The sequence below is a fragment of the Flavobacterium sp. ov086 genome, from assembly GCF_900187965.1.
In the GTDB taxonomy this organism is placed as follows: domain Bacteria; phylum Bacteroidota; class Bacteroidia; order Flavobacteriales; family Flavobacteriaceae; genus Flavobacterium.
This window is the reverse complement of the sequence record NZ_FZNL01000011.1, coordinates 50,179-74,283: the sequence shown is the minus strand read 5'-3', so window position 1 is coordinate 74,283 and position 24,105 is coordinate 50,179. Positions and strand designations below refer to the sequence as shown.

General features: G+C 30.9%; 25 protein-coding genes. 10 read left to right on the top strand and 15 right to left on the bottom strand.

The window, feature by feature from the left end; genetic code table 11:
- Positions 1-2: 2 nt before the first annotated feature.
- From CHB81_RS13365 to CHB81_RS13350, 5 genes are all read right to left on the bottom strand, one after another.
- Complete coding sequence (locus CHB81_RS13365) at positions 3-1,502, bottom strand: malate:quinone oxidoreductase (RefSeq protein WP_089352365.1); 1,500 nt, start codon at positions 1,500-1,502, stop codon at positions 3-5.
- A gap of 121 nt (positions 1,503-1,623) precedes the next feature.
- Positions 1,624-2,040 carry a Holliday junction resolvase RuvX gene (gene ruvX, locus CHB81_RS13360; protein ID WP_089352364.1) on the bottom strand — a complete coding sequence of 139 codons (417 nt, stop codon included), beginning with the start codon at positions 2,038-2,040 and terminating at the stop codon, positions 1,624-1,626.
- Between the two features lie 42 nt (positions 2,041-2,082).
- Positions 2,083-2,364 (bottom strand): type II toxin-antitoxin system RelE/ParE family toxin, encoded by a 282-nt coding sequence (locus CHB81_RS26875; RefSeq protein ID WP_110837464.1) that lies wholly within the window; start codon positions 2,362-2,364, stop codon positions 2,083-2,085.
- Positions 2,354-2,587 (bottom strand): hypothetical protein, encoded by a 234-nt coding sequence (locus tag CHB81_RS26870; RefSeq protein ID WP_110837465.1) that lies wholly within the window; start codon positions 2,585-2,587, stop codon positions 2,354-2,356. Before CHB81_RS26870 ends, CHB81_RS26875 begins: the two co-directional genes overlap by 11 nt.
- A 137-nt stretch (positions 2,588-2,724) precedes the next feature.
- Positions 2,725-3,354, bottom strand: a complete 630-nt coding sequence (locus tag CHB81_RS13350) for a PAS domain-containing protein (protein WP_089352363.1) — start codon at positions 3,352-3,354, stop codon at positions 2,725-2,727.
- Positions 3,355-3,646: 292 nt separating this feature from the next.
- On the opposite strand from CHB81_RS13350, the gene CHB81_RS13345 reads away from it, so the two are divergent.
- The 4 genes from CHB81_RS13345 (at position 3,647) to CHB81_RS13330 (ending at position 8,565) form a co-directional block, all read left to right on the top strand.
- Positions 3,647-4,462 (top strand): 2,3,4,5-tetrahydropyridine-2,6-dicarboxylate N-succinyltransferase, encoded by an 816-nt coding sequence (locus CHB81_RS13345; protein ID WP_026982140.1) that lies wholly within the window; start codon positions 3,647-3,649, stop codon positions 4,460-4,462.
- Positions 4,463-4,825: 363 nt separating this feature from the next.
- Complete coding sequence (locus CHB81_RS13340) at positions 4,826-6,601, top strand: LTA synthase family protein (protein ID WP_254921090.1); 1,776 nt, start codon at positions 4,826-4,828, stop codon at positions 6,599-6,601.
- Positions 6,602-6,721: 120 nt separating this feature from the next.
- Entirely contained in the window at positions 6,722-7,798 is a 1,077-nt protein-coding gene (locus tag CHB81_RS13335) for a glycosyltransferase family 9 protein (protein WP_089352361.1), read from the top strand.
- Entirely contained in the window at positions 7,795-8,565 is a 771-nt protein-coding gene (locus tag CHB81_RS13330; RefSeq protein ID WP_089352360.1) for a glycosyltransferase family 2 protein, read from the top strand. The genes CHB81_RS13335 and CHB81_RS13330 overlap by 4 nt, the downstream gene beginning before the upstream one ends.
- Here the strand turns inward: CHB81_RS13330 and CHB81_RS13325 are convergent.
- From CHB81_RS13325 to CHB81_RS13315, 3 genes are all read right to left on the bottom strand, one after another.
- Complete coding sequence (locus tag CHB81_RS13325) at positions 8,562-9,335, bottom strand: Kdo domain containing protein (RefSeq protein WP_089352359.1); 774 nt, start codon at positions 9,333-9,335, stop codon at positions 8,562-8,564. The two genes, CHB81_RS13330 and CHB81_RS13325, sit on opposite strands and share 4 nt — an antisense overlap.
- Before the next feature lie 17 nt (positions 9,336-9,352).
- Complete coding sequence (locus tag CHB81_RS13320; protein ID WP_089352358.1) at positions 9,353-10,138, bottom strand: DUF5672 family protein; 786 nt, start codon at positions 10,136-10,138, stop codon at positions 9,353-9,355.
- Between the two features lie 461 nt (positions 10,139-10,599).
- Complete coding sequence (locus tag CHB81_RS13315; protein WP_089352357.1) at positions 10,600-11,301, bottom strand: hypothetical protein; 702 nt, start codon at positions 11,299-11,301, stop codon at positions 10,600-10,602.
- Between the two features lie 572 nt (positions 11,302-11,873).
- On the opposite strand from CHB81_RS13315, the gene CHB81_RS13310 reads away from it, so the two are divergent.
- From CHB81_RS13310 to CHB81_RS13300, 3 genes are read left to right on the top strand one after another with little or no spacing between them, the layout of a single operon-like run.
- Positions 11,874-12,833, top strand: a complete 960-nt coding sequence (locus CHB81_RS13310) for a hypothetical protein (protein WP_089352356.1) — start codon at positions 11,874-11,876, stop codon at positions 12,831-12,833.
- Between the two features lie 15 nt (positions 12,834-12,848).
- Complete coding sequence (locus CHB81_RS13305) at positions 12,849-13,820, top strand: hypothetical protein (protein ID WP_089352355.1); 972 nt, start codon at positions 12,849-12,851, stop codon at positions 13,818-13,820.
- 12 nt (positions 13,821-13,832) lie between these two features.
- Positions 13,833-14,642, top strand: a complete 810-nt coding sequence (locus tag CHB81_RS13300) for a glycosyltransferase (protein WP_089352354.1) — start codon at positions 13,833-13,835, stop codon at positions 14,640-14,642.
- Positions 14,643-14,678: 36 nt separating this feature from the next.
- Here CHB81_RS13300 and CHB81_RS13295 read toward each other — a convergent pair whose 3' ends face one another.
- Genes CHB81_RS13295 through CHB81_RS13270 form a run of 6 tightly spaced genes read right to left on the bottom strand, consistent with a single transcriptional unit; the run spans position 14,679 to position 19,450 of the window.
- A complete protein-coding gene (locus tag CHB81_RS13295; RefSeq protein WP_089352353.1) occupies positions 14,679-15,314 on the bottom strand; it encodes an acetyltransferase in 636 nt (211 codons plus the stop codon).
- Positions 15,311-16,324, bottom strand: coding sequence for a 3-oxoacyl-ACP synthase III family protein (locus CHB81_RS13290; RefSeq protein WP_089352352.1), 1,014 nt, complete (start codon positions 16,322-16,324; stop codon positions 15,311-15,313). The genes CHB81_RS13295 and CHB81_RS13290 overlap by 4 nt, the downstream gene beginning before the upstream one ends.
- Positions 16,325-16,331: 7 nt before the next feature.
- The gene (locus CHB81_RS13285) at positions 16,332-17,075 is read right to left on the bottom strand and encodes an SDR family NAD(P)-dependent oxidoreductase (RefSeq protein WP_089352351.1); all 744 of its coding nucleotides are present in this window, start codon (positions 17,073-17,075) and stop codon (positions 16,332-16,334) included.
- A complete protein-coding gene (locus CHB81_RS13280; RefSeq protein ID WP_089352350.1) occupies positions 17,075-18,163 on the bottom strand; it encodes an aromatic ring-hydroxylating dioxygenase subunit alpha in 1,089 nt (362 codons plus the stop codon). The genes CHB81_RS13285 and CHB81_RS13280 overlap by 1 nt, the downstream gene beginning before the upstream one ends.
- Positions 18,160-19,215, bottom strand: coding sequence for a 3-oxoacyl-ACP synthase III family protein (locus CHB81_RS13275; protein ID WP_089352349.1), 1,056 nt, complete (start codon positions 19,213-19,215; stop codon positions 18,160-18,162). The genes CHB81_RS13280 and CHB81_RS13275 overlap by 4 nt, the downstream gene beginning before the upstream one ends.
- A 4-nt stretch (positions 19,216-19,219) precedes the next feature.
- Complete coding sequence (locus tag CHB81_RS13270; protein WP_089352348.1) at positions 19,220-19,450, bottom strand: phosphopantetheine-binding protein; 231 nt, start codon at positions 19,448-19,450, stop codon at positions 19,220-19,222.
- A gap of 250 nt (positions 19,451-19,700) precedes the next feature.
- Here CHB81_RS13270 and CHB81_RS13265 point away from each other — a divergent pair, with 250 nt between their 5' ends.
- Together CHB81_RS13265 and CHB81_RS13260 are read left to right on the top strand one after the other, a co-directional pair.
- Positions 19,701-20,777 (top strand): DegT/DnrJ/EryC1/StrS aminotransferase family protein, encoded by a 1,077-nt coding sequence (locus CHB81_RS13265; RefSeq protein ID WP_089352347.1) that lies wholly within the window; start codon positions 19,701-19,703, stop codon positions 20,775-20,777.
- A gap of 33 nt (positions 20,778-20,810) precedes the next feature.
- Positions 20,811-21,383, top strand: a complete 573-nt coding sequence (locus CHB81_RS13260) for an L-threonylcarbamoyladenylate synthase (protein ID WP_089352346.1) — start codon at positions 20,811-20,813, stop codon at positions 21,381-21,383.
- A 454-nt stretch (positions 21,384-21,837) separates the two neighbouring features.
- On the opposite strand, the gene CHB81_RS13255 is transcribed toward CHB81_RS13260, so the two are convergent.
- The gene (locus tag CHB81_RS13255; protein ID WP_089352345.1) at positions 21,838-22,962 is read right to left on the bottom strand and encodes a cysteine desulfurase family protein; all 1,125 of its coding nucleotides are present in this window, start codon (positions 22,960-22,962) and stop codon (positions 21,838-21,840) included.
- 86 nt (positions 22,963-23,048) lie between these two features.
- Here CHB81_RS13255 and CHB81_RS13250 point away from each other — a divergent pair, with 86 nt between their 5' ends.
- A complete protein-coding gene (locus CHB81_RS13250; RefSeq protein ID WP_089352344.1) occupies positions 23,049-24,008 on the top strand; it encodes a hypothetical protein in 960 nt (319 codons plus the stop codon).
- Positions 24,009-24,105 lie beyond the last annotated feature (97 nt).

Genomic DNA, 24,105 nt, shown 5'->3' with positions numbered 1-24,105 from the left:
GCTTAGTTATTTCTTAATTTCAAAACTTCAGAAGTATGTTTTCTAAGTTCTGCTAAAAGCTCTGGTTTATCATTTAAAGTCTGTCCGTAAGAAGGAATCATGTTTTTCATTTTTGCCTCCCATTCCGGTGTTTTAATTTGGTCTGTAAAACATCTGTTAACCAAATCAACCATAATAGCTACTGCAGTTGATGCTCCCGGAGAAGCTCCTAATAAAACCGCTAAAGTTCCGTCATGAGTATTGATAACTTCTGTACCAAATTCTAAAACTCCACCACCTTTTTCATCTTTTTTAATCACCTGAACACGTTGCCCCGCTTTCTCTAATTTCCAGTCTTTAGAACGTGCTGTTGGCAAATATTCGCGTAAAGCTTTCATTCTGTCTTTTGGAGACTGACGCACTTGCTCGATTAAATACTTAGTTAATGGAATATTATGAAATCCCGCTGATAACATCGGAATTAAATTGTTTGCTTTTATAGATAATGGTAAATCCAAGTAAGAACCATTTTTTAAGAAACGTGTTGAGAATCCAGCAAAAGGACCAAAAAGCAATGCTTTTTCTCCGTCAATTACACGAGTGTCAATATGAGGAACTGACATTGGTGGTGCACCAACACTAGCTTTACCGTAAACTTTTGCCTGATGTTTAGCAATTACTTCCGGATTTGTACATTTTAACCATTGTCCGCTTACCGGAAAACCTCCGTAACCATCTCCTTCAGGAACATTTGCCTTTTCTAACAAAGGAAGTGAACCTCCACCAGCTCCAATAAAAACAAATTTGGTATAAGCTTTTCGTTTTTGACCTGTTGCTATATCAGTTACCTTAATTCTCCAGGTTTTATCCTCACGCTGTTTTAACTTTGTTACTTCATGATTAAAATGTAAAGTAACGCCATCAAGTTTTTCCAAGTAATTAAACATACTTCTGGTCAAAGCACCAAAATTAACATCGGTACCAATTTCCATGTGAGTAGCTGCCAGTTTTTCATTAGCTTCTCTACCTTCCATTACAAGTGGCATCCATTCTTTCAGTTTTTCAAAATCAGAACTGAATTCCATTTGCGAAAAGATTGGATTACTTTGCAATGCTTCAAACCTTTTTTTAAGGTATTCTACATTTTTTTCTCCCCAAACAAAACTCATATGAGGAACGCTTTTAATAAAATTATCCGGAGATGGCACTTTATTTTCCTGAACCAGATAGGACCAGAATTGACGAGAAATCTCAAAAGATTCCGCTATACTTATTGCTTTTTTTGGGTCAATACTTCCGTCAGCCTTTTCTGGAGTGTAATTTAGCTCACAAAAAGCTGAATGTCCTGTTCCTGCATTATTCCAAGCATCTGAGCTTTCGGCTGCAGCAACATCTAATCTTTCGTAAATTTCAATTTTTATATCAGGTTGTAATTCTTTCAAAATTACCCCAAGAGTAGCACTCATAATTCCCGCTCCAATAAGTACTACTTCACTATTAGAACGTATTGTTTCATTAGGCATAACAATATTGTTTTTAAAGTGCAAAGGTACTTTTTATAATTGCAAAAAAAAACTAAAATTATATGATAAAAGTTATGTTTTTCTAAAAAATAAGAGGCTATGGTTTTGAATGTTAAAAAAATTAAAAACGTTTTGAAGAAAGATAATCCTGAAGCATTATTGTAGCCGAAATTTCGTCAATTAATCCTTTATTCTGACGCTGTTTTTTACTCAGTCCACTATCGATCATTGTTTGAAATGCCATTTTTGAAGTAAAGCGTTCATCGACACGAACAACTTTCATATCCGGAAAAATATTAGAAAAATGAGTCACAAATCCTTTAACAATTGAAGCACTTTCTGAAGGTTGTCCGTTCATTTGTTTTGGCTCGCCAATTAAAACTGCTTCGACTTTTTCTTTAGCAAAATAATCTTTCAAAAAATCGATTACCGTATTTGTGGGAATCGTAGTCAAGCCAGAAGCTATGATTTGCATTTCGTCAGTAACAGCAATTCCGGTGCGCTTTTGTCCGTAGTCTATGGAGAGAATTCTTGGCATTTTTTGTTTTTTAAGCAAAGATAGAAAGGAAAAATCATAATCTTAAAGAGAATTTCTATATTTAATAAATGCAAAAACAGAAACTTTTTGAAGATCAACATCTACTTCATAAACAGAAACGTAACCTTTAAAAACATAATCTCTAATATTTTCGTAACTAAAATGAATTGATTTTTTAAAATGAAAAGGATTCACCAAATCTTTTTTAAGTTTCTTAAGCAAATCATTCTTGAATTTCCTTGCGGCTATCGGTTTATCTCTGGCTATATAATCAACTTGTTCATTAATACTTAGTATAAATTCTGTAGTAAAACTAACTTTCATATTTAGAAATTGTTTTTTCCAAAATCTCATCTAATTCTTCGAAAGTATACAACTTCGTATTACCACTTTTTAATTTTGCATAAGCTTCATGCACTTTTCGTTTATCTTCTTCAAAATTAGAATCTTCTTCAATAATTCTCAATTCATTTGGAGAAAACTCACTTAATAACTTAAGCACTTTCTCTTTAATCTCCGGTTGAAACTCTAATCTGATCGCTTCCATAATACTTTCATTTATAACACAAATATAAACCTTTTAAATCTAATCTTATTTAGATTTAACGTTACAATAAAAAATCCGTTTTGAAAACTCAAAACGGACTTTACTCAAATATCTGAAACTAAAAAAAACAATTAAATTTACCTATTAAATAACCTTCTAAAAAAACCTCTTTCCTCTTCTTCCTCCTCTTCTTCTGCTACATATTGAGAAAATTTCGACTGACCTTTTTCATGTTCATAAATCAATTCCTTAATATATTCAACATACGTTCTCTTTTTTTCTTCCAGAAATCCAATCAAATATTTTTCGCTAAACTCTACTCCGCTTGCAGCTTCAATTTGCAATAGCTTTTTATATAAAGGAATAATATGTTGCGTAATCACTTCTTGCGGAACTGATTGTCTTCGTCCAAAATAATTTACAATTACACCGTTTTCATCTTTTGCGATTTCAAAATCAGTAATAACCCAATAATATCTTCCGGATTTAGCCAGATTTTTTACAATTGCGTGGAAGTTTTTCCCACCTTTAAGATTTTCCCAAAGCACTTTAAAAATAACTTTTGGCATATCCGGATGGCGAATAATATTATGGGGCTGCCCCATTAACTCGTAATCCTCGTAACCCGAAACATCAACAAATGTCTCATTTGCATATTCAATGATGCCAAACGCATTTGTTTTACTCATAATTACCTGAGTTTTGTCCCACGAGACTTCTTTATCTATAACTGGAATTCGGTTTTGTAGTTGATTTTCTTGATTCATTTTCTACTGATTATAATGATTTGTTTTGGAATGGTATTTTATAATTCCGAATTGAAAATCATTCCGGAATCGTGCCGCGAAATTAGAAAGAAGAAAAAATTGAGAATCTGATTTTTGTCATATTTTGATATTAAAAAAACTTTTATAGGATCTTTTTTGCAAGCATTATCGCTATAAGCTGAAGTTTTTATTTATCAAATTAAAAACAAAAAGTTATATCTGTAACATTTTACAAAGGTTTTACTTTTTTGCTTTTGCTCAAATAGGTTATCTTTGCCAAAAATTAAATCATATGAATTCTTTACAAACTATAATTGAACAAGCTTGGGAAAACAGAGCTTTATTACAAGAAACCACTACAACTGATGCCATTAGAGAAGTTATCGAATTGGTTGACGCAGGGAAATTACGTTGTGCTGAACCAGTTGGTGATAAGTGGCAAGTAAACGAATGGGTTAAGAAAGCAGTTGTAATGTATTTCCCAATTCAAAAAATGGAAACATGGGAATCCGGTATTTTCGAATATCACGATAAAATGTTGCTAAAAAGAGGTTATGCTGAAAAAGGAATTCGTGTAGTACCAAATGCTGTTGCCCGTTACGGAGCTTATATTTCCAGCGGTGTTATTTTGATGCCAAGTTATGTAAATATTGGTGCTTATGTAGACGAAGGAACTATGGTTGATACTTGGGCAACTGTTGGTAGTTGTGCTCAAATTGGTAAAAATGTTCACTTAAGCGGTGGTGTTGGAATTGGTGGAGTTTTAGAGCCATTGCAAGCTGCTCCGGTAATTATTGAAGACGGTGCTTTTATTGGTTCTCGTTGTATAGTCGTAGAAGGTGTGCATGTTGGCAAAGAAGCTGTTCTTGGTGCTAACGTTTGTTTGACTGCTTCAACAAAAATTATTGATGTAACTGGTGATGAGCCTGTTGAAATGAAAGGTTTTGTTCCTGCACGTTCAGTTGTTATTCCTGGAAGTTATACTAAAAAATTCGCTGCTGGTGAATTTCAGGTTCCATGTGCCTTAATCATTGGTACACGTAAACCATCTACAGATTTAAAAACTTCATTAAATAATGCACTTCGTGAATACGATGTTGCCGTTTAAGTTTTAGATATAAAATTCAACTTTTGAAATATCAAAGCCTTCCTGATCACAGGAAGGCTTTTTTTTATTACACTTCTTTAAAAGTGTTTTATTGAGGGCCACTTTAAGCTTAAAAAAGCAAAAGTTATTTTTAACCTTAAAATACTGACTAACAATACTCAACATAAAATACTTCAAATAACACCAATTTTTCTCTTATGTTATTTAATTTTTTTTTTCTTTTGCAAAAAAATTCCCCTAGTTAAATAACAATTTCATAATAATAAGTAAATGGTTAATCACAAAAAAAGCACTATAACATTTTTAAAAAATCTCCTCTTAATTATCACTATTTACACAGCATTTAGAGCCTTGTTTTATTTTATGAATATTGAATTATTTGGAACATTTTCTTTTGAAACATTTCTTGGTGGTTTACTTTTTGATCTTTCCGCGATTGCCTATCTAAATACTTTTTTCATAATTGCATATTTATTTCCGGGTAATTTTAAATACAAACCCAAATATCAAAAGACTTTAAAAATTGCCTTTTACACTGTTAATTTAATTTTTATAGCAACAAACTTTATTGATCTAATCTACTTTAGATTTACTGGCCGAAGAAGTACCTATAACATGATTACCGCTAAAGGAATGGAACACGAAGCGATAGGATTAATTCCAACTTTTCTCGTAGAGTTCTGGTATATTACCTTTATCTTTTTTGCACTTAGTATTTTATTATGGTTTCTAATTTCTGTTCCAAGTAATGATATTTCAGTACAAAAATTAACCAAAAAAGATTATTATAAACAATCTGCATTTCTGGTTCTTTCAATTGTAATAATTTTAATTATTGGCCGCGGAGGTATACAAGAGAAACCTATTAAAATTGTAGATGCGATTCAATATGGAGCCCTTCAAAATACTGGGCTAGTCTTAAACACACCATTTACTATTTTAAAAACCATTTCAAAAAATGATGATATTGAAGAAACTAACTATTTCAACAAGAAAGAGTTAATCAATATTTACGATCCTAAAATTTCATTAAACCCAAATCAGGCTCCTATCAAAAAAAATGTTATCATTTTGATTTTAGAAAGCTATGGAAATGAAAATGTTGGGCGTGGACAAACTCCTTTTTTAGATTCGCTTATAACGAAATCCCATTATTTTAAAAATGCCTTTGCAAACGGAAAAGTTTCTATTGATGCTGTTCCTTCAGTACTTTCAAGCATTCCGAGTTTAATGAACAATTCATTTATAACATCTAGTTTTTCATTAAATAAAGTAGATGGGCTTCCTAAAATTTTAAAAGATAAAGGCTATAACACTTCCTTTTTTCATGGTGCTTTCAATGGTAGCCAAAACTTTGATCAATACACAAAAGTAACCGGTTTTGATCAGTACTTTGGTAAAGATGAATACACGGGCAAAGATGCCTTTGACGGTAAATGGGGAGTTTTTGATGAGGAGTTTTTGCAATTTTTTGCTTCCAAAGTAAAAACATTCAAACAGCCATTTTTCACGACATTATTTACCATTTCGTCACACACACCTTATACAATTCCAGAACGATACAAAGGAAAATTTCCAAAAGGAACTACAGAAATTCATGAAAGTGTAGCTTACACCGATTATGCTCTGCGTAAATTTTTTGATAATGCAAAAAAACAAGACTGGTACAAAAACACTCTTTTTGTTTTTACTGCAGATCATACATCAGCAGGAGGAGATAAAGATATAGACAAAACAAATATGGGAAAATTTAGAATCCCAATTTTATTCTATGATCCCTCAAATCCTGGATTTGCTGGTGTTGACGAAAAGATTTTTCAGCAAACCGATATTATGCCTAGTATCTTAGATTATCTCAATATTAAAAGCAGCATGATTAGTTTTGGGAAAAGCTATAAATCCAAAGAAAATTTTGCCGTTTATTATCTTCAGGGAACTTATCATTTAGTTCAGGATGATTATTATTTAGCTTTTGCAAACAATGAAACTATTGGATTATACAACTGGAAAAAAGATGTTTTATTAAAAAGAAACTTAACACACACAGACAAATTACAAGCAAAAAAAATGGAAACTTTCTTAAAAGCATACATACAAACTTTTAATGGAAGAGTCATTAATAATGAACTTGTTATTTAAAGAACTTCAAAATAAAAGATTTCGAATACAAATTAAAAAATCCAAATTCCAATTGATACTATTGGAATTTGGATTTTTTTTGCTTCAATTTGTAACCAACAAAAAGACTCCGTTTTCTATATGAAGATACTTGTAATTCAACAAAAAATGATTGGTGACGTTTTGATCAGCAGTATAATATGCAATAATTTGCGTACTGCATATCCAGATGCTCAAATAGATTATTTAGTTTACGCCTCGACAACTCCCGTTTTGGAAGGTAATTCAAGTATTGACAACATTATTTTATTCGAAGAAAAACATCGTAAAAGCAAAAAGGAATTATTAAAGTTCGGCTTGCAAATTAGAGCCGAAAAATATGATTTATTAATTGATGCTTATTCGAAACTCGAAAGCTGGATTTTGGTTTTATTAAGCAATGCCAAACAAAAAATCTCTTATAAAAAACCCGGAAGAAACTTTTTATATACTGATAATGTTCCGTTTGAGCCTTTTCCAAAAACTAATTTAGGATTAGCGATCGAAAGACGTCTTTCTTTATTAGAGCCTTTGGATTTAAAGATAAAAACAGATCCAATTCCAAAGTTATTCGTTTCAGAAAAAGAAAATCAGGAAGCTATTGCTCTTTTTGAAAAACATAATGTTCGAAAAGATCGAAAAACGGTTATGATAAGTCTTTTAGGAAGTGAAAAACTAAAAACATACCCTTTAGAATTCATGGCTAAAGTGGTTGATTATGTTGCGGATAATGCCGATGTGAATATTCTTTTTAATTACTTCCCAAAGCAGCTTGAAGAAGCCAAAACTGTTTATGACGCTTGTAAACCTTCAACACAGGAAAAAATCTACTTTAATTTATTAGGTGGAGATTTGCGATCTTTTATTGGCTTAGTAAATCAATGCGATATAATTATTGGTAATGATGGTGGTGCAATTAATATGGCAAAAGCGCTTGAGAAGCCTTCTTTTATTATTTTTTCTCCTTGGATAGAAAAGAAAATCTGGGCAACTTTTGAAGATGGAATTCATCATCTTTCGGTACATTTAAAAGACTACCGTGCTGATTTATTCGAACAGAAAACAGAAAAAATACTCAAAAAAGAGTCTTTATCTTTATATCAGGAATTTAAACCTGAATTTTTTAAAGATAAAATTGAATTATTTCTAAAGCAAAATCTTAGCTCTTCTGCAGAATGATTTTACCGGAAAAACAACTTTTAACGGCATTGGTAATTACGTACAATGAGGAACAAAACATAAAAACTGTTCTCGATCATTTGGCTTTCGCCGATGAAATTATCGTTGTAGATTCTTTTAGTACAGACAAAACCTTTGAAATAGCAACATCTTTCAAAAACGTGAAAGTTGTACAGCATGCTTTTGACAATTTTGCCGCACAACGTAATTATGCTTTAAGTTTAGCTTCGAATTCGTGGATACTTTTTCTAGATGCCGACGAAAGATTAACTCCTGAACTTCAAAAGGAAATTAGCTTTATAATCAATCAGAAAAATAGTGCTTCAGCGTATTTTATGCGCCGAAACTTTATGTTCGAAAATAAAAAGTTACGCTTTAGCGGATGGCAAACAGATAAAATTATTAGACTTTTTAAGAGAGAAAAAGCCAGTTATAATATCAATAAAATAGTTCACGAAAAGCTAATTGTAAATGGAAAAATCGGAAAACTAAAAAGCAAGCTTATACATCATTCGTATTCGAATTATGAAGATTATAAGCAAAAAATGGTTTTCTACGGGCAATTAAAAGCTCAGGAAGAGATACTAAAAGAAACCTCTCCAAATTATTTTCATTTTTACATTCGTCCTGCATACCAATTTCTGAATCAATATCTGGTTCGCCTCGGTTTTCTGGATGGTAAAAAAGGAATTATAATTTGTTATTTAAATGCTTTGAGTGTCGCTGTACGTTTTCAGGAACTTAAAAAGATAAAAGCAAAAAACTAAGATTTTTTCCAGAATTTCAGTTTCTTTTTAAGTCTTTTCTTTCTTGCGAATTCTTCTTGAAAATCAGAAGTTGCCTGCCACATTTTTTCAAAAATTTCAGCTTCAGTTTTGGCTGTATAGAACTTTGAATATTCATTGCTCATGATCGCAATCATTCCTTTTTGCGGCGTTAAACGGCTGAAATTATTCATACGTTGCTCAAAACTCATTACATCATGAAAATTCATTCTATTTAAATCAACCAAAAAGAATTCATATTGATTTTTAGCTACTTTTTTAATTAACGTATTTCCAGGAGAATGATCCAGAAACTCCACTCCTTTTTCGTGCAAATCAAAAGTAAACTTCGTAAATTGTCTTAATATAGTATCGTGATCAGGATAATCAGGGATTTCAACCAGTTCTCTATATGTCAATTCGGTTACTAAATGCTCGCTGGCATAGTAACTATCTTTTAATCCAATAATATTAAAATTTTCAAGAAACGCAATAGGTTCCGGTGTTCCTATTCTCTTTTCTAATAAAATTGTAGCATATTCAAAAGATCTTCTGGCTTTTGATTTTCTGAAATACTTATAAGCAACTTTGTTTATTATATTAGGAATTTTAAACGATTTTATGTTGATTATTTTACCGTTTAAATCAAATAATTTGATCTTATTTCTATCTCCATTACCAAAAAGCTCACCCTCGGTATTGAAATTTTTAATTAAAAACAGTATGTCTTTTGAGCTTTTTATAGCAGAAGAAAATTTAAATTTTGCAATCATGTTAATGTAAAATTGATTTAATATTTTTCAATTATTGGCTTCCAAAAATTAATTACTTTGGGTTTGTTAATAGCATGACAGCCAAATGGAAGTTCATTATGAGTTAATTTCATTGCAAGATTAGGTTTTCTGTCTATGGCAAAATATACAGCTTCTTTATAATTAGGGATTTTAAAATTTAAATCGAATTCTGGCGCCTTTAAAGACCAAAAGACATCTTCAATAGCATAAATCTCCTTATCTTTTTCATTTAAAAAATCAAAAATAAATTCCTTATATTTTTTAGAAATTTCATAATGTGATTTCACCTTTCGTAATGAAAACCCTCCATTTCCGACTTTAAAGAATATTGCTTCTCTAGCTCTTTTCTTTTTCGATCGAAATAATTTACCAAGTTTATACAATAAACTCCTGCAAGTGGAGTCTGCATAAGTTGCTAACCAGGGAGCACCAATATAATCATATCCCTTTTCACACCAATTTTTCAAATCGTCTTTAAAAACAAATGCATCCAATTGATAGATTAAAATATATTCTGTGTCTAAAAAACTTTCATAAAAAGTAGAAGATAATAATAATTCATTATAACCTTCAATATTAGCAAAATAGTGTTTTGGGAAACTTTTAGAAGAAATGTTGTCAAATTTTTCTGATAAATAAGAATGATTTAATCCTTCCGGGTGTACTATTACAATTTCATAATCTTTTAAGATTTTACAACACTGAAGAAATGATTTTTCTTCTAGCTTACCAAAAAATTCCTTATATACAGGAATAACTATTTTTACAAAATTTTTAGGCATGTGGCACTTTATAATTAGATCTAGACATCAAGAATCTCAGCAAACATAGATGTTTTGTTTTTTTTCAAGTTAAAAAAAACAAAAATAAACTTATTACTAACAAGAAAGTCAATAAATAAATAAAAATATAAATTTAAGTGAAAGAAATCATAAACAGGCTAAAAAAATCCATTTTTGATCATAAATTTATTAAGAAAAAACATTTTAAAACTATCTAATATTTTAAGGAAGTATTTAATCTTCTTAAAAATGGATTGTATGTAGTAAAAAATAATAAATTTTTAATAATTGGAAATCTAACAAACATATTGCAACAATTTTAAAATAAAATGGACAATTTTTTTTAAAGCCTAACTTAAATACATACAATAAACAATTTAGTATCATTAAAAAAAATGTCTGTTTTTCAAGAAAACAGACATTTCAAATTTTATAAAAAGTAATTTAAGAAATATTAAAAATTAGTTGCTCACTGTCACCTTAAAAGATGTCATTTGATCATTCCAATTTGTACCTGGTCCCATTCTATGACCTCCAAGGTTACCATCATAAAGTTCTAATGGTACTAAGAAACTTATAGATCTACCACCATAATTCTGATCTCTAAATAAAGTTACAGTATACTTATTAAGCACATCAACTTTAATATAAAAAGAACTAGCTTTATCACTAAAACCATAAGGAATACCAACATCCGGAATTTCAACACCATTATCATACACTGGAAATGTTAAAAATTGTCCGGGATTAGAAATATTGTGCTCATAAAAAGTAATACTTCCAGTTTGAACTGCAGCCGTTTTACCTGTTATTGATTTTTTAGAACTATTTTTATTGTCTAAATTTAAAGCTTTTTGCAAATCTTTATAATTGTCAAAAAATAATAAGCTTTTATCAGCATTTACGTAAACTGCTAATTCTTGTAATTCTTGTATTTTTTGATAAACATCGTTTGCAACACTTTCATTAAGTACAATTGTAGAATCATTTTTTACTTCGTAAGAAGATGAATATGATTTAGATTTGTATGAAAAGTTCATAACATTCTTTGTTACGTCAGTTTTCTTTTCAATTCCATTGACATTAGAAATTGAAGATTCCTGATCAGAACTACATGATAATAACGAAGTTACTACTAAAACACAAAGTAACACTTTTTTCATTTTATTTTTTTTTAAGGTTAAACATATAAATAACTACACAAACGTACGAATAAATCTTAAAAATTCTTAAAATAGAAAAAATAAACAAATATTATATTACAAAAAAGATATTTAAAAATTTCAAATAAAAATTCAGCTAAATTAAAAAAAAGCAACTCCTCCAAATTTGAATTATTATCTTTGTCGAAATTAAAGTTTTTACATCAAAAATACCAATCTGGAAGTTATCGACGAATTCACAATCATAAAATATGTTGGAACATTATAAAAAATCTTAAAAATTCAATTAATCTTTCATTTGAAGAAAACATAAACAATCATGAAAAAAACTTTCAAAAATCACGCAACCATTAACGGCTTTTGATATCTTAATAAAAAACTGTGCTTATAAAAAATGAGAAACATTTTTCTTTAATTTTTTAAAGATTTTTTTGAAAAAAAAGCACACTAAATTCTTTTTAATATCTTCGCCAACTTAAGAATCATCTTATATTGTAAATAACATTCATTACCAACCTAATAGACAATCTTAATTTTAATATTAAATATTACATTTCAACACAAAACAATTTATGCGTATCACCTTAGTAAGCTATGATAATTGGGGATTTAATAATCACATTGCGATCTCTTTAAGACACAAGGGACATAATGTACATCATATTAATTTTAATAAGTATGAATACAAGTATCCTAATTTTCTTTGCCGAATACATAATTTTATTCTAAAAACATTTCTTAAGAAAAACTTAAAAACGATATATTTTGGAAAAAAAATCCTTGAAAATCTAAAAGAAATTAATGAAACACAAGATGTAATATTAGTCATCAAAGGTGATTTTATTGATCCAAAAAGCGTTTTAGAATTAAAGAAATATGGAAAAAAAACAATCGCATACTTTAATGATAATACCTATCGTTGTCCTAAAATAATTAGAGTTATTCCCAATTTTGATGAAGTTTTTTCATTTGAAAAAGAGGACTGCAAAAAATATAACTTAAAATCTGCCACAAATTGGATCTATAATTCTGATTGTAACGTGCCTCAAAAACCATTTGAATATAAGGTTTTTAATATTATCTCAAAAGATAGAAGACTTCCTATTGTTTCCAGAATTGCAACTGATTTAAAATCAAAAAACATCAGCCATAAGTTTTTCGTTTATGATAAAAAATACAAACAACAAACTTCGACTATTGAGTTTATAACAAATCATATTCCGCTATCAGAAATAAATGAATACATAAATCGTTCGCAGGTTTTACTTGATGTAAATCGAAAAGGTCAAAGCGGACTAACATTTAGAGTTTTTGAAAGCATAGGATTGCAGAAAAAACTAATTACCACAAATCCGGATATTGTAAATTATGATTTTTACAATCCTAAAAATATTTTGGTGATTAATGAGGAAAATCCTGATATTCCATTATCATTTTTTGAATCAGAATATGAAAATTTACCTGATAATATTTTTTATAAATATACATTAGAAGGCTGGATTGACAATGTAATTTATAATACGCTCAGATAATTTAATACAAAAATAATGGCTCAATATATATATATCGTTTGCCCACCAAAAAAAGCGACCGGAGGTCCGGAAGCCCTACATCAATTAGGCTATATTCTAAACTCATTAGGCTATAATGCTAAAATGCTGTACTCAAAACACAAAAAAGATCCTGTACATCCTTTCTATAAAAACTACAATGTTCCTTATGTAATGAAGGTGAAAGACAGCGTGGAAAATGTGATGATTATACCTGAATCAATGACAAACCTTATTGCCAAATATCCTTTGGCACAGAAAAAAGTCTGGTGGTTAAGTCTTGATTTTTACGAGGTTTTAATGAATAGCCGTGAAGAGAAAAAAAATTGGATTAGAAAAATATTTGTGCCTTATAAACATACCGAATATCGTTTTGAACCAAACAAAACTGTTACACACTGGTACCAGTCGCAGAGAACAAAAGAGTTTTTACTGACTAAAAAACTTGACAATGATATTGCTTATTTGTGTGATTATGTAACGGAACTTTTCTTTGAAAATTTACCAGAACAAAACAATTTTCCAAAAGAAAACATTATCACATACAATCCAAAAAAGGGACTGGATAAGATCGAAAAATACATGAACCTTCTTCCTCAATACAATTGGGTACCGCTAAGCGGAATGACAAGAGAAGAAATGAGGGATACTTTACGAAAAACAAAATTGCATTTAGATTTTGGTTACTTTCCAGGAAGAGACAAAATTCCTAGAGAAGCATTAATTTCCGGTGTATGTTTATTAACAGGACGTGACGGAACATCAGCGTTTAAAGAAGATTTGGGAATACCTGAAAGATACAAATTGCATGCTGACGAAGTGCAAACTGAAAAAGTAATTGAGCTTATTAATCATGTAATGAATAATTATGAAGAAGTTTTTGAAGAATTATCCTCTTTTAGAACATTTGTTATGAATGAAAAAAGCAGAATGATTGAAGATGTAAAACAACTTTTTAATAAAAACTAACTAAAAAACTATATGTTTGTAAGCGTTGTAATGATTACTTATAATCACTCTTTATATATTAAACAAGCCATTGAGAGTATTATATCACAGAAAACTAATTTTGATTTTGAACTTGTTATTTGTAATGACAAATCTACAGATGACACTGATGCTATTATTAGAGAAACCATAGCCTCAAATCCAAATGGACACAAAGTTAAATATTACAATAATGAGGTCAATTTGGGTATGATGCCAAATTCTGTGTCTGCTTTAGAGAAAGCTTCAGGAAAATACATTGCATTGTGCGAAGGTGACGATTATTGGTGTGATGATCAAAAGCTACAGATTCAGGCTGATTTTTTAGAAAACAATCCTGATTTTAGCATTTGTTTTCATAATGTATATCTATTGACGGGAACAGAACTTAAAGAGGACAATCCGAGAAAAAAAATACCTGAAATCACCACTATAAAAGATCTTGCAAAAAACAATTATATCCACACACCAAGTGTGATGTATAGAAATAATCTGTTTGAACTTCCTAAATATTTTGGCGAAGCACCAATTGGAGATTACTTTTTGCACATGTTAAATGCACAACATGGGAAAATAAAATATATAGATAAAATTATGTCTGTATATCGAATTCATAATACCTCTTACTGGTCTTCTAAAAAAGAAGCTGAACAGAGAATAATTATGATTGATTTTCTAACCAAATTAAAAACGTATTTTGATCAGGACACCCAAAAAATATTAGATCGACAAATTCTAAAGATAAAATCAAAAGATATGTCGTTTCTGGAAAAACAATTATATAAAATAAAGTCTCTGTTTTAGCAGAGACTTTATTTTTTTATAATTCTTTCAATTCTTCTAAAATTCAAGTTTCTTAGCTGGAATTCCAAAGACTGTAGTATTTTCTTTTACATTTTTAATAACCAGACTGGCTGCTCCAACGGTTGCGCCTTTACGAACTATTACATGTGGCAGTATTGTAGCACGCGTATTAAGCGTTGATTCTTCTTCGAGAACTACAAATCCTCCTGTGAAAGAATAAGAGCTTAAATGTGCCCATTTTTTAATTTTAGTGTCATGTCCTAAGCCTACATAACCTTGTATAGTAACAAAATCCGCAATAATACAATCATTACTGATATTGGCATACATAAAAACAATTAAACCTTCACCAACACAAACATTAGTATTTAATTTTGTCGAAGGATGAATTAAATTAATAAATCTACCGCCTTTTTCCAGAATTAATTCAGCATAATGTTTTTTCCATTTTACAGTTCCTAATGCACAAACAAAAACATCATTTTCCTGGATTTCATAATCTTCTACAGAAGAGATAATTTGAGGATAATTTTCAAAACCATTAAGTGCATCTATTTTATCATCTAAAAAACCCTTAACAACATATTCTATATTATACCCTGAACATTGTGTAGCGAGATCATAAACTTCACGTCCAAAGCCTCTTGCCCCAATAATTATCAAATTTTTCATTGCTCTATTTTTAAATTACATGCCGCCCACGAATAACCTACTCCAAAACCTGCCAGAATTAAATTTTTAATATTGTGCAGTTTCTCTTCTTTTTGAGCTTCATAAAGTGCAATTGGAATTGTAGACGAAACGGTGTTACCACAATGTTCCATTGCTATAAAGAATTTTTCCTCAGGAATTTTTATTTTCTTTCTTAAATGATTAAGCATGTATTTATTGGCCTGATGAAAAATATACAAATCAATATCGTCTTTTGATAAGTTAGATTTTTCTAAAATTGATTCGGTAAGTTTTGGAACAAATTCTCCTGTGAAATTGAAGATTTCAGTTCCATTCATGAATAAATTTTTGTCATTTCGGATGTTTCCAAATTCATCTTTAATATCCTCATTTTCATCAGAAACCGGAAAACGCATTCCGCCCTGTTTTACAATCAGATTTTCTGCCCCTTTTCCATCAGTACCAAAAACGAAATTCTCAATAGAGCAAAAACCTTTCTCGCTTGTAATTAAAGTAGCTGCTGCTGCATCTCCAAAAATAGTTTTATTACTTTTATCTTTCGGATGAATAAATTTTGAATATGTTTCTGAAGTAATTAATAAAATATTTTCAGCCATTCCTCCGGCAATCAAACCTTTTGCCAAACTCAATCCATAAACAAAACCAGAACATCCCAGATTAAAATCTAAAGCTCCAATTGAGGTTTTTAATCCCAATTTTTCCTGAATAATACAAGCTGTTGTAGGCAAAAAATAATCCGGACTTTGTGTACAAAACAACAAATAGTCAATTGTTGATCGATCTATATTATGTTCTGTAAACAATTTTTCAGCAGCCGAAACAGCCATATCAGACGAAAATTCATCACTTGCGCTTATATGACGTGAACTGATTCCTGTTTTTGAGCTTATTTTTTCAATATCCCATTCCGGAAATTCCTGATTGATTAAATCATTAGATAAAACAGCTTCAGGGAGATAATAGGAAATGGCCTTTATACTTGCTTTCATCTTTAGATTATATTGTTGAAGTTCTTCCTCCATCCAAAACTATATTTTGCCCCGTAATCCAACTGCTCGCTTCCGATAATAAAAATACAATCGGGTTAGCAACCTGAACCGGATCACCATATCCCAAAGGATATTTTTTTTCATCCTGCTGGATAACTTCTAAAGATAGATCCTCGATAGATTTTGAAGTAATTTCTGTTTTTACCATACCTGGTGAAACGCAATTTACACGGGTTTTGCTTACTGCAAACTCACTTGCCCAAACTTTCGAAATAGCAATTAGTGCACCTTTACTAGCAGCATAGATTCCATTTCCTTTCATTCCGAATAAACCTGCAATTGAAGAAACCAAAACAATTGAACTGCCTTTATTAATTTTTTTCTTTTTGAAAATTAAGTTTATCAAATAAGCAATCGAGTCAAAATTTATACTCCTCATTTCATTCATTAATTCTTCTGAATAAAACTTAACAGGAGCCAAAGACACAATTCCTGCAGAATGAACAATTCCGTCAATATTTTCGATTGTATCAACAATAGTTTTAATATCCTCCATTTTAGACAAATCTGCGGTTATAAAACTATGTCCCGTTCCGCATTCTTGTACTAGTTTTTCCAAAAAATCTTTACGTCTGGCTACTGCTATAAAAGTACCGCCTTGTCTTGCGATTGCCAGACAGGTTTCGTAACCAATTCCTGAAGATGCTCCTGTTACAAGTATTTTTTTTCCTGATAAATCGAATGGATTCATTATATGTTTTTTAGTTCTTTTTGTTTATTAAAATATTCGTAAAACTTTAAAATCCGAAACTCTTCATCACCAAATATTGGAGAATGGTTTTTAAAATTAGCAAGATTGCCTTGAATATTTTCTATAATTTTTTTGTCTTCATTTAAAACTAAATCCAAAGAATCATTAGAACTGTTATTAATAAAATCAATAATATTCTGTTCTGATTCACTTAATTCTTTTTCAAATTTTGAAGAAAAATATCGTACTCTTAAATTTGTTTTCGAAGGGGATTCCGGAAGCATAAATCCAAAATAAAATCCTTTTCCTTCTACAGAGCTTATAAATGCATTTGGATAGATGTAAAAATGCAGATATCCTTGTGTTTTAAAAGTTCTGTTTGACAAAGATTTTTCAATAATTTTACTGGGCTTTACATCCTCACTTTTGGGAAACTCGCACCAACTATGTCCTTCAAAAAAATCAAATTTTTCTGGAGGTACAGAACCAAATCCCATTTTTGCAAATGAATTTTCGTGTACAGAAGTACAATGATAACATTCTAAAACATTTTCGACCAAAAGTTTCCAGTTTACTTTATGCTCTATTGTATAATCTATTGTTTTGGTTCCAAAATGAGAACTTATCTCTTGAAGCGGAGCATATATATTTCCTAAATAATGCTCTAAACTTCTATCGAATTCCTTATTTAATTTCAGAAAAATAAAATCGCCACAAAAGGCAACCTCATACTCTTTAAGTCTTAATTCATTTATATGATCTTTTTCAAATGAATTTCGACACATTAAACCCACAACATTACCTTTTTTTCCGTAAGTCCAGTTATGATACAAACATGACGAAACCCTGTTTCCGGAAGGTTCCTCGTGTATGGTATTAAATCTGTGCAGGCAAACATTTTGAAAAGATTTTATAGTACCATTAAAATTCTGAATGAAAATTTTATCACCATAATATTCAAAAGTCAAAAAGTCATTATTATTTAATAATTCATTTTTGTGCGCTGCTAAAATCCAGGATTCGTTAGAAAACAAAGATTTCTCTTTTGAATAAACCTCTTCATCTATATAATCTAAATTCTTTATCATATTTCTATCAAATCTGAAATCACAACATTATTCAGCCTGATTTTAGCTGTTCCCCATGATAAACCAACTCCAAATCCACAAATTATCAAATCTTTAGAAGTGTTTGTCAAATTCTCTTTCAATTGAGCAACGATAGTTAAAGGAATGGTAGTAGAAGAAGTATTTCCAAATTCTTTTAGAGAATACGGAACTTTTTCAACCGGTAATTTTAATTTTTTAACAATCATTTTATTCATCATTAAATTGGCCTGATGAAATACAAAATGATCTATTGCGTCTTTATCAATTTCAAATTTCTCAATAAGTTTATTTACCGTTTTTGGAGCTTGTGAAATTCCGAAACCAAAAACATCCATTCCGTCAAGAACCAAATTACAGGAATTACGACTGATTCCCTCTTCGCTTTTTGTTACTTTAAGAGAATTTTCATCTATTCTGTTTCTTGATCCTCCGTCTGGTATAATAATAGCTTTATAGCCAGATCCGTCTGTCCCTAAATCAAACAACAAGTTCTCTGCACTTTCATCGAATTCAAATGCAGTCGCACTTCCTCCGTCACCAAAAAGCGGAACGGTACTCTTATCTGTTTTTGAAAGTAATTTACTGCTGGTATCTCCGGCTAAAAGTATACCTTTTTTTAGACCGGTTGCTTTCATCATAGCTGCAATAATAGAAATTCCGTAAACGTAACCAGAACATCCCAAAGGAACATCAAAGGCGATACAGTTTGTTGAGAACCCTAATCTGTCTTGAAGTATTGCAGCAGAAACCGGCAAAATATAATCGGCAGTCTGAGAAACAAAAACCAGGATTTCGATTTCGTCTTTCTGCCAATTTAAATCTTTAATTAACTTCTCAGCAGCCTCGCAGCATAAATCAGAGGTACAAATTTCTTTTGTTGCAATACGGCGTTCTTCAACTCCAGTTGCATCAATAAATTTTTGAATTTCCTCCTGTGTTAATATTTCTAAATCAATATTTCGTTCCTTATTTTTAGGAACGCAGCAAGAAATACCTCTTATTGCAATGTCATTTACTGAAAAAGCTGCCATTTAATTATCCTTTATTTTTAATAATTTCGAAGATATCGTTCAATGAATTAGATGATTTAATATCATCTCCTGTCAATTTTACAGAATATTCTTCATCAGCCATAGCGATTAATGAAAGTGCAGTTAATGAATTCCACTCGTCTAAATCTCTAAAAACAGTTTCTTGTGTAATTAATGCCGCGTCTGTGTCATCTAAAATGTCTGCAAAATTTCTCAAAAAAGTGTTGATTTCCATAGTAATCTAAAATTTATTTTTATTATTTATATTAATCTCATCAAAAATCGAAAAAAACCTACGTTTAATTCAAATTTAAAAAAGCCCTAAAACATTGCTAGACAAGCAAGTTCAAAACATGTCTGACTCATTAGAATGTTATAATAGGCGCTAAAGCCAAAAATTAAGGTTTCTTTTCCTAATTTTACCCCGCAAATATAACAATAGTTTACCCTTAAAGATAAATTAAACTCACTAAATCCATAATTAAATGATTCCTGTAACCAAAACTTTTCTGCCTTCGCAAGAAGAATATAATTCTTATTTAAAACGGGCATGGGACAAAGCTTGGCTTACAAATCGCGGTGAGCTTACTTTAGAATTAGAAGAAAAACTGAAAAATTTTCTTAATGTTTCTAATTTAATCATAACTAATAACGGTACAATTCCTATTCAAATTGCATTAAAATTATTTGGAAAAGGAGGCGAAATAATTACAACACCTTTTTCATATGTTGCAACTTCGGCTGCGATCGTGTGGGAAAACTGCACTCCGGTATTTGTAGATATTCATCCAGATTATTTAACGATTGATGAAACCAAAATTGAATCTGCGATTACCCCAAAAACTACGGCAATATTAGCTACGCATGTTTTTGGAAATCCGTGTCATGTTGTCGAAATAGAGCGAATTGCTAAAAAATACAACCTGAAAGTCATCTATGATGCAGCGCACTGTTTTGGAGTTCAATACAACAATCAGTCTGTTTTTAATTTTGGTGATGTAAGCACCTGCAGTTTTCATGCAACCAAAATATTTCATACAGGTGAAGGTGGTGCCATGTTTTGTAATGATAAAGAAACATATCATCAATTATTCTACAGCCATAATTTTGGACATAATGGTCCCTTAGCATTTCATGGATTGGGTATAAATGCCAAAATTTCTGAGCTACAGGCAGCAATGGGATTGGCGGTCTTTCCACACCTATCTTCTATATTTGCGGAAAGAAAAAAGGTCGTAGATTTTTACAATGAAAATTTAAACTTCGACACTATAAGATCTTTAAAAATAAGAGAAAACACAGAATGGAATTATAGCTATTATGCCGTGATTTTTGATTCGGAAGATACCTTATTAAAGATTTTAGATGCTTTAGCAAAAGAAAACATTATACCAAGACGTTATTTTTATCCTTCGTTAAATACAATCGAATATACAAAAGGAGATAAAATGCCAATTTCGGAATCTATTGCATCCCGAATTTTATGTTTACCTCTTTATGTAGGAATTTCGACAGCAGATTTAGAAAAAATCGTTAGAACTATAAATACACAAACACTATAACAGTAAAATTGCTAGTATAAAATATTTTAAGTTATGAATTCAGATATAAATACAGAAGTTCACAATGCATTCGAAGTCATAAAAGAAGGAGGAATCATACTTTATCCAACAGATACTGTTTGGGGAATAGGTTGTGACGCCACAAATCCGGATGCTGTTGCAAAAATATACAAGCTTAAACAGCGTGCCGAAACTCAAAGTATGATCGTATTGATGAATGGCGAAAAAATGATGTATAACGTTTTTAAAAACATCCCTGAAGTTGCCTGGCAAATTTTAGATTTATCAGAGAAACCAACTACTTTGATTTTAGATGAACCAAGAAATGTAGCCAAAAACATTATAGCTGCTGACAATTCGCTTGGCGTTCGTGTTGTAAAAGAACCTTTTTGTTTTAAATTATTAGAACGAATGAAAAAACCATTGGTTTCGACTTCGGCTAATATTTCGGGGCAGCCTACTCCTATTGCTTTCAAAGATATTAATCCTGAAATCATAAAAGGTGTTGATTATGTAGTAAAACTAAATCAGGATAAAGTTGCCGGAAAGCCTTCGACAATTATAAAGTTGACAAATGATTCGCAGGTTAAAGTGATACGTAAGTAATTGTGAATTGTTAATTATTAATGTCCCAAGTTCATATAAAAACCTTACAACTTCAAAATTGACTTCGACTTCGCTTAGTCTGACAAAGATTGTCTTTCTGAGCGAAGTCGAAAAATATTCAAGAAAAAAAACTTAGCGACTTAGTAACTCAGTCCCGAAGCTCAATGTCATTAAGTAAAGGATAAAACTATAAAATTACTTAAACAATTTAATCAAGAAAGTAATTAGAAAAATCCGTTTTTTATCAGCGTTTTCGCTTTCGCGAATCAGTAAAATCAGTGTCTAATTTTGACGCAGATAAAACAGATTTACTTCGTAAAAACGCGGATAAAAACGGATTTGATTTGCAATAATTTTTTTTTAAAAAAACTTAACTTAATAACATTGCCTGAAGCCTCGGGATAGTAACTTTCAAAAAAACCTTTGAACCCTTTGTAACTCTGAATCTTTGAACCTACAAAGTTTTAAGACTTTGAACCAACCAATCAATATCTTCCTTGGTATTATAATGACTAAATGAAATTCTGAGATTTGGTAATTTTAAATCTTCTTCAGACAACATTTCTTTCAAAACATGAGATGGTTTTATACTTCCGGATTGGCATGCGCTTCCTCTTGAAACTGCAATTCCTTTCATATCCAAACTAAATAAAAGCATTGAAGTTTTATCTTGCGAAAAAGGCAAAATGATGTTGATAATATTATAGAAATCCTCTTTTTTTCCGTTGATTCTAAAGTCGGGAAAATGAAGTTCTAATTGCTCAATCAAATACATTTTTAAATCTGTAATGTATTTTCTTTCCTCATCTAAATTTTCATACGAAAGTGACAGCGCTTTTGCCATTCCCGCAATTTGATGTACAGCTTCTGTTCCTGCGCGAAGTCCTTTTTCTTGTTCTCCGCCAAAAATCAAAGGCTGTAAACCTGAATTTTTTCGAACAAAAGCAAAACCAACGCCTTTTGGTCCATGAAATTTATGTGCGCTAGCTACTATAAAGTCAACTGGTATTTGTTGCAAATCTATTTCGGTTTTCCCGATAGACTGTACCGTATCTGAATGAAATAAGACGCCATATTGTTTGCAAATAACTCCAACTCTATCTAAATCTAAAATAGTTCCGGTTTCATTGTTTACGTGCATTAAACTAACAATTGTCTTTTTATCTTCAGATAGTAAATTTGACAAGTGCGTTAAATCTATACTTCCGTCAGGATTAATATTAACATAATCGACCTGAATATTATAATCAGATTGCAACGCCATTGTCGTGTACAAAACTGCATGATGCTCAATTTTTGTAGTAATGATTCTCTCGACTTTCAGATCTTCAACCGCCGAACGAAGAATCCAGTTATCTGCTTCAGTTCCGCCAGAAGTAAAAATAATTTCTTGTGCAGAACAATTTAAATGCTTGGCAATACTTTTTCTTGAAAGTTCTAAAACAGTTTTTCCATTGCGTCCAAAACTATGTGTAGAAGACGGATTTCCAAAATCTTCTGTCATAACTTTTGTCATTTCCTGAATGACTTCAGGGCGCATAGCTGTTGTAGAGGCGTTGTCGAGGTATACTTTTTTCATCATTGCAAAGTTATGAAATATCAATTGTGAAATCTTAAATATCAATTGCGAAATTTTTCACTATTTTTGACCCAAATAAAATTACGATGAAAAAATATGCTTACCTTCTCTTATTTGCACTACTTTTAAATGGTTGCGATGATGGTGATTTAACAGTTGATTCTATAGATTTTGATAAAGTTACTGCCACAAACTGTGACACAACAAACACTTTACTTTACAAAATCAAAGACAGAGAGTCGATATTATTGCAATTAGCTCCCAGCAGTCTTATAAACAACCCAACACCAGAAGGTCAACCAGTAAAATACGACATTAAAAACGACAGCCAGTATCGCGTTGTTTACAGAGCCTACGATGGTACTGTTGGAGTACCAAATATTTGCGGTATAATCCCTCCAAAAACACCAAATGTTATCGAAGAATGGTTAGGAACCAGCGGAAAAATAGAAATCACTACTACGCAAATTACTACTGTTCCAAGCGAGGTAGATGGTAGCACACGAATTACAGGTTATAACCATAACATTATTTTTAGAAATATAAGTTTTCTAAAACCTACCCAAATGACGCAGGTTGAAGCAGAATATATTTTTGGAGATTTTAAAATTACTCAAGATCCGCCAACTTTAACTTTTGCCAAACCAGACGAAGCTGGAGAATGTCCGGATTTAAAACAAGTCTATAACTACAATGCTGCATTTTACATCATGCTGGAACATTTTGATCCTACTTTATTTGTAAATGTGGCAACTCCACCGGGAGTGCCAAGAGTAAGAAATATAACCGCAACAGAAAACAATGTTGTTTATCGTACCCTTACCGGTGTTGCTTTAAATAAAGATTATTTCTGTAATGCTATCGCTCCAACAAATCCTGCCGTAAAAGAAACCTGGAACGGTACAAGTGGAACAGTTGAAGTTACAACGGAAATCGCCGGAACTATAGTTCAGCACACCATTGTAATAAAAAATGTAACGCTTGTAAAAGGAAACAGCAGCTTTAAACTAGGTAATAATTTTGCAATGGGAACTGTAACAAAATAGACAAATTAGGCTTAAAAAAACTTTTAAAGACTAATTTAATTCTTACAAAAAACGTCCATTTTTCTAAACTGATTCAAGTATAAAATCAGAAAGAAAA

Excerpts from the sequence above, each read along its gene's own strand:
- CHB81_RS13330 (WP_089352360.1), top strand. The coding sequence starts at position 7,795 with ATGATTTTACCGGAAAAACAACTTTTAACGGCATTGGTAATTACGTAC.
- CHB81_RS13290 (WP_089352352.1), bottom strand. The coding sequence starts at position 16,324 with ATGAAAGCAAGTATAAAGGCCATTTCCTATTATCTCCCTGAAGCTGTT.
- CHB81_RS26870 (WP_110837465.1), bottom strand. The coding sequence starts at position 2,587 with ATGGAAGCGATCAGATTAGAGTTTCAACCGGAGATTAAAGAGAAAGTG.
- CHB81_RS13350 (WP_089352363.1), bottom strand. The coding sequence starts at position 3,354 with ATGAATCAAGAAAATCAACTACAAAACCGAATTCCAGTTATAGATAAA.
- CHB81_RS13325 (WP_089352359.1), bottom strand. The coding sequence starts at position 9,335 with ATGATTGCAAAATTTAAATTTTCTTCTGCTATAAAAAGCTCAAAAGAC.
- ruvX (WP_089352364.1), bottom strand. The coding sequence starts at position 2,040 with ATGCCAAGAATTCTCTCCATAGACTACGGACAAAAGCGCACCGGAATT.
- CHB81_RS13315 (WP_089352357.1), bottom strand. The coding sequence starts at position 11,301 with ATGAAAAAAGTGTTACTTTGTGTTTTAGTAGTAACTTCGTTATTATCA.
- CHB81_RS13285 (WP_089352351.1), bottom strand. The coding sequence starts at position 17,075 with ATGAATCCATTCGATTTATCAGGAAAAAAAATACTTGTAACAGGAGCA.
- CHB81_RS13305 (WP_089352355.1), top strand. The coding sequence starts at position 12,849 with ATGGCTCAATATATATATATCGTTTGCCCACCAAAAAAAGCGACCGGA.
- CHB81_RS13345 (WP_026982140.1), top strand. The coding sequence starts at position 3,647 with ATGAATTCTTTACAAACTATAATTGAACAAGCTTGGGAAAACAGAGCT.
- CHB81_RS13300 (WP_089352354.1), top strand. The coding sequence starts at position 13,833 with ATGTTTGTAAGCGTTGTAATGATTACTTATAATCACTCTTTATATATT.
- CHB81_RS26875 (WP_110837464.1), bottom strand. The coding sequence starts at position 2,364 with ATGAAAGTTAGTTTTACTACAGAATTTATACTAAGTATTAATGAACAA.
- CHB81_RS13310 (WP_089352356.1), top strand. The coding sequence starts at position 11,874 with ATGCGTATCACCTTAGTAAGCTATGATAATTGGGGATTTAATAATCAC.
- CHB81_RS13335 (WP_089352361.1), top strand. The coding sequence starts at position 6,722 with ATGAAGATACTTGTAATTCAACAAAAAATGATTGGTGACGTTTTGATC.
- CHB81_RS13320 (WP_089352358.1), bottom strand. The coding sequence starts at position 10,138 with ATGCCTAAAAATTTTGTAAAAATAGTTATTCCTGTATATAAGGAATTT.
- CHB81_RS13270 (WP_089352348.1), bottom strand. The coding sequence starts at position 19,450 with ATGGAAATCAACACTTTTTTGAGAAATTTTGCAGACATTTTAGATGAC.
- CHB81_RS13295 (WP_089352353.1), bottom strand. The coding sequence starts at position 15,314 with ATGAAAAATTTGATAATTATTGGGGCAAGAGGCTTTGGACGTGAAGTT.
- CHB81_RS13265 (WP_089352347.1), top strand. The coding sequence starts at position 19,701 with ATGATTCCTGTAACCAAAACTTTTCTGCCTTCGCAAGAAGAATATAAT.
- CHB81_RS13365 (WP_089352365.1), bottom strand. The coding sequence starts at position 1,502 with ATGCCTAATGAAACAATACGTTCTAATAGTGAAGTAGTACTTATTGGA.
- CHB81_RS13280 (WP_089352350.1), bottom strand. The coding sequence starts at position 18,163 with ATGATAAAGAATTTAGATTATATAGATGAAGAGGTTTATTCAAAAGAG.
- CHB81_RS13260 (WP_089352346.1), top strand. The coding sequence starts at position 20,811 with ATGAATTCAGATATAAATACAGAAGTTCACAATGCATTCGAAGTCATA.
- CHB81_RS13255 (WP_089352345.1), bottom strand. The coding sequence starts at position 22,962 with ATGAAAAAAGTATACCTCGACAACGCCTCTACAACAGCTATGCGCCCT.
- CHB81_RS13340 (WP_254921090.1), top strand. The coding sequence starts at position 4,826 with ATGAATATTGAATTATTTGGAACATTTTCTTTTGAAACATTTCTTGGT.
- CHB81_RS13275 (WP_089352349.1), bottom strand. The coding sequence starts at position 19,215 with ATGGCAGCTTTTTCAGTAAATGACATTGCAATAAGAGGTATTTCTTGC.
- CHB81_RS13250 (WP_089352344.1), top strand. The coding sequence starts at position 23,049 with ATGAAAAAATATGCTTACCTTCTCTTATTTGCACTACTTTTAAATGGT.